This window comes from Bacillus niameyensis (assembly GCF_001375535.1).
Taxonomy (GTDB): Bacteria; Bacillota; Bacilli; order Bacillales; family Bacillaceae_C; genus Lederbergia; species Lederbergia niameyensis.
Genome location: NZ_LN831197.1, coordinates 2,066,231 through 2,070,779 on the forward strand (window position 1 = coordinate 2,066,231; position 4,549 = coordinate 2,070,779).

At 39.0% G+C, this 4,549-nt stretch carries 2 protein-coding genes; both read right to left on the reverse strand.

Going from position 1 to position 4,549, the window contains the following annotated elements; translation table 11 throughout:
- A partial coding sequence (locus BN1243_RS22320) for an FIMAH domain-containing protein (RefSeq protein ID WP_062106358.1) occupies positions 1-2,747 on the reverse strand: 2,747 nt, incomplete at its 3' end.
- Positions 2,748-2,815: 68 nt separating this feature from the next.
- Positions 2,816-4,549 (reverse strand): DUF4832 domain-containing protein (locus BN1243_RS09760; RefSeq protein ID WP_230200162.1); only part of this gene is annotated, 1,734 nt, incomplete at its 5' end.

A 4,549-nucleotide genomic window follows, 5' to 3' on the forward strand; every position in this document is an offset into this window, starting at 1 on the left:
TGCTCCATCAGCTTTTTTGTATCTGCCTTCAACGTGTCATATAACTCTTGCGGGATGGCTTTACTTGCCAATTGATGGTCAAGCAGCTTTTGGAAGTTTTCCAGGTGTTTAACCACTTTTGCAGCCTCCTCTTTCTTTTCAAATTGGCCGACTGCTGTTAAATGAATATTAAGAGCACGGTAATCCTTCTCCGCCACGTCTCCCTGATAGTCTTTTAGAGTGGAAAGCATTTCGGCTGTATTGACCTCTGCTGATGGTTCATTAGGCCCTTCTCCAGCAGACCACCATTGAAGTTGATTTAAGGCTATATGGCCCCAGTCCAAATTTCCATCCTTTACTTTCAAACGAATCTTATTCGTATAGATCGGATCAAAAGTAACGTCTCTGGATTCAATAACATTAGAATTCATATCCCACTGAATCTGTACATCCGATTTTGCAGGAACCCAATCTGTTCCGTTATGGTATTCTATATCAAAATTTGTAATGCCTTGGCCTTTACCATAATGGGTGGATAAAGTAATTTTGTTTGTATGAACGGATTTACTGCCCAAATCAAGGGTAATGAAACCTGGAAAAGCAACAGAGTTTGCTGAGCTCCACGAGTGCTTCAAAACATTACTGTTAATATTCGAAATCTTCCCTTCACTTGTTCCCATTGTCGTACTTGCTGTAGCTTGAGGCGCGACATCAATAGAGACCGCTTGTGGTCCATATTCAATAAATGGATTCCAAACCATCCCGTCACAAGAATTGCTATCCTTCTTATTAACGACAAAGTAAATCATGTCATTTGGCTTTACAGTAGTCTTTAATTCATGAGCGATGCCTGCATTATCAGCTGCTTCGATATGTTGCCAACCTTCTGCTGGCCAAAGTTGCGTATCATTTTTCATAATTTTTACATTTACTCCATCTCCGCAAGCAATATTATGTTTTCTCGGATTTCCAGAAATCGTAATATCCCCTTGGGTTGGAGCTTTCCAGCCTACGACCGAATCTTTAATATCCGGATGAATGTGTGCATTTCCTCGGATGACATTGTACTGATGTGTACCCTTCCAACTATTTCCGGAATCATTCCATGTCATCTCTGAATAATTGGAGTCATTCCCTTCCAGGTAATACCATTGATTCTTCCCTTGAACTGAGCTCCAATCTTCTGCTAATCTATAAGAGCTAAAGTCAGGATTTGCAGGTGTTTTGGCAATATTAGACACCGTTGTTTTCCCCATTTTATACCAGCCGGAATTTGTCTTCTCTTCTGTAATAGCTAAATTAATCGCTGGCTCATTGTTGTTTGTTGTGTCGACAATACCATATGCAAAGTCATACGTACCATTTGGAATATCACCAAAGCTAATATTCGATTCATACATATAATTTCTGCCCTTCAACCAATCCGATGGATCAATATTTGTCACATGAGTGAAAACTGGCAAGGCAGTTTCCGTATCAAGCAACGCAAACGCCACTTTATATTTATAGCCCCATGCTGGTCTATTATTGGGCATTTTACCTAGTGCCGTGTTTTTCCATTCACTTGTTACAGTTACATAATCGCTTGATTGGATCGTCGTTGGAAACGTAAAGTTTGTTGGGACAAATCGATATCCTCCATTGACAATAAAATCATCTACTAAATCTTCATTTTTCATCCATTCCGCTGCATCTTCAGGGACACGCAAATCAAACGTATTCGCACGAGCATCCTTAGCATCCCTTAAACTCACTTCCAACAATTCTCGTATGCTTGAAAATGGATTTCCATTTTGATTCATATATTTCTCAAAGTCATGAGCAAAATAGTTCCAACCATTTTCCGCAAACACAGGGATGCCTAAACCCAGCATACGATTAACATAATAAGCCTTATCACTTTCTCCAAAATATTGAGGCATTCCAAAACTATCACGTCGAAAGATATCATAATGGTTTGAGTCGACCAACGACTCACTAATATTCGCTAATGCACCACCTTGTTGTCCACCTTTTAATACTTTATCAAAGGCTTTTTCATAGGCAGTAGCAATTGTTTTAACACTTGTATTCACATTACCGGGCTGTGAAGAATCTTGCCGAATATTATGACCTTCACCCCAGGCACCTAATCCCATTGCATCAACGAAATCGACCTTAGATGGATCATTGTATTTCTCACCGAAGGCCGCGATGAATTTTGTGAATTTATCAAGGAATACAGCATCGTTAATATATGGAGTCCATAATGTTTCGTGATATCCATTATTATTATATCCCTTAGCACCCGCATCAATAACGTATTGAGGGGTTACCTGTTGCCATGAATTTTGACTATCCATATATACGCGGAATGAGAGTTTTAATCCACGATCTAGTGCACCTTGAACCAAAGCATAATAATTACTGGAAGGATCATCCCAGGCAAACTGTCCTTCTTCTGGTTCAAAGAAAGACCATGGGGCCCGTAAATAAAAAATACTTGCTTTCTCTGTTGCCCCCGAATGATCAAATGACTCCCAGAATAACGGTGGATCCATCACACATTTATTTATGTCTGGTATATTATCATCAACCATCTTACCTAATGCGTCACAGTATAAAACCCAACCCATCGCTGGATTTTTCACTAGACCTGATGTTTTCTCAGTTGGAGAATACGCCCCCATTTCTGAAGCGTTTGACTGGTTAGGAAAAATCATTAACATAGAAAAAATCAATAATACACCAAAAAACAAGTGGCACTTTTTGGCTTGTATAATCTTCAAATCTCATTCCTCTCCTCTATTTATTATTTTTATAGAGAAAACTAGAAGATAGAGCTTTTTTAGAAAAGTCATTTAGGCTGTTTCCATTGTTCAATTAGTCGTTTTGTATCTGTAGTAAGCATGTCATATAGGTTCTTTGATAAAAATTTGTTCTCTAACTGGTGATCAAGTAATATTTCAAAGTTCCCCAGTTGTTTAACTATTTTAGCTGCATCACCTTTTTTCTCGAAATGCCCAACCGCCTTCAAATGAAGTGTCAGTGCTTGGTAATCCTTGTCAGCTAATTCTTCTTTATAGTTCTCAATGATGGATAGCAAATGATTCGTATTCATTTCCTCTGAAGGTACTTCAGGGTCAATGGACTCTTCTTCCGTAGACCACCATTGAAGTTGATTTAAGGCTATATGGCCCCAGTCCAAATTTCCATCCTTTACTTTCAAACGAATCTTATTCGTATAGATCGGATCAAAAGTAACGTCTCTGGATTCAATAACACTAGAATTCATATCCCACTGAATCTGTACATCCGATTTTGCAGGAACCCAATCTGTTCCGTTATGGTATTCTATATCAAAATTTGTAATGCCTTGGCCTTTACCATAATGGGTGGATAAAGTAATTTTGTTTGTATGAACGGATTTACTGCCCAAATCAAGGGTAATGAAACCTGGAAAAGCAACAGAGTTTGCTGAGCTCCACGAGTGCTTCAAAACATTACTGTTAATATTCGAAATCTTCCCTTCACTTGTTCCCATTGTCGTACTTGCTGTAGCTTGAGGCGCGACATCAATAGAGACCGCTTGTGGTCCATATTCAATAAATGGATTCCAAACCATCCCGTCACAAGAATTGCTATCCTTCTTATTAACGACAAAGTAAATCATGTCATTTGGCTTTACAGTAGTCTTTAATTCATGAGCGATGCCTGCATTATCAGCTGCTTCGATATGTTGCCAACCTTCTGCTGGCCAAAGTTGCGTATCATTTTTCATAATTTTTACATTTACTCCATCTCCGCAAGCAATATTATGTTTTCTCGGATTTCCAGAAATCGTAATATCCCCTTGGGTTGGAGCTTTCCAGCCTACGACCGAATCTTTAATATCCGGATGAATGTGTGCATTTCCTCGGATGAGATTGTACTGATGTGTACCCTTCCAACTATTTCCGGAATCATTCCATGTCATCTCTGAATAATTGGAGTCATTCCCTTCCAGGTAATACCATTGATTCTTCCCTTGAACTGAGCTCCAATCTTCTGCTAATCTATAAGAGCTAAAGTCAGGATTTGCAGGTGTTTTGGCAATATTAGACACCGTTGTTTTCCCCATTTTATACCAGCCGGAATTTGTCTTCTCTTCTGTAATAGCTAAATTAATCGCTGGCTCATTGTTGTTTGTTGTGTCGACAATGCCATATGCAAAGTCATACGTACCATTTGGAATATCACCAAAGCTAATATTCGATTCATACATATAATTTCTGCCCTTCAACCAATCCGATGGATCAATATTTGTCACATGAGTGAAAACCGGCAAGGCAGTTTCCGTATCAAGCAACGCAAACGCCACTTTATATTTATAGCCCCATGCTGGTCTATTATTGGGCATTTTACCTAGTGCCGTGTTTTTCCATTCACTTGTTACAGTTACATAATCGCTTGATTGGATCGTCGTTGGAAACGTAAAGTTTGTTGGGACAAATCGATATCCTCCATTGACAATAAAATCATCTACTAAATCTTCATTTTTCATCCATTCCGCTGCATCTTCAGGGACACGCAAATCAAACGTATTCGCACG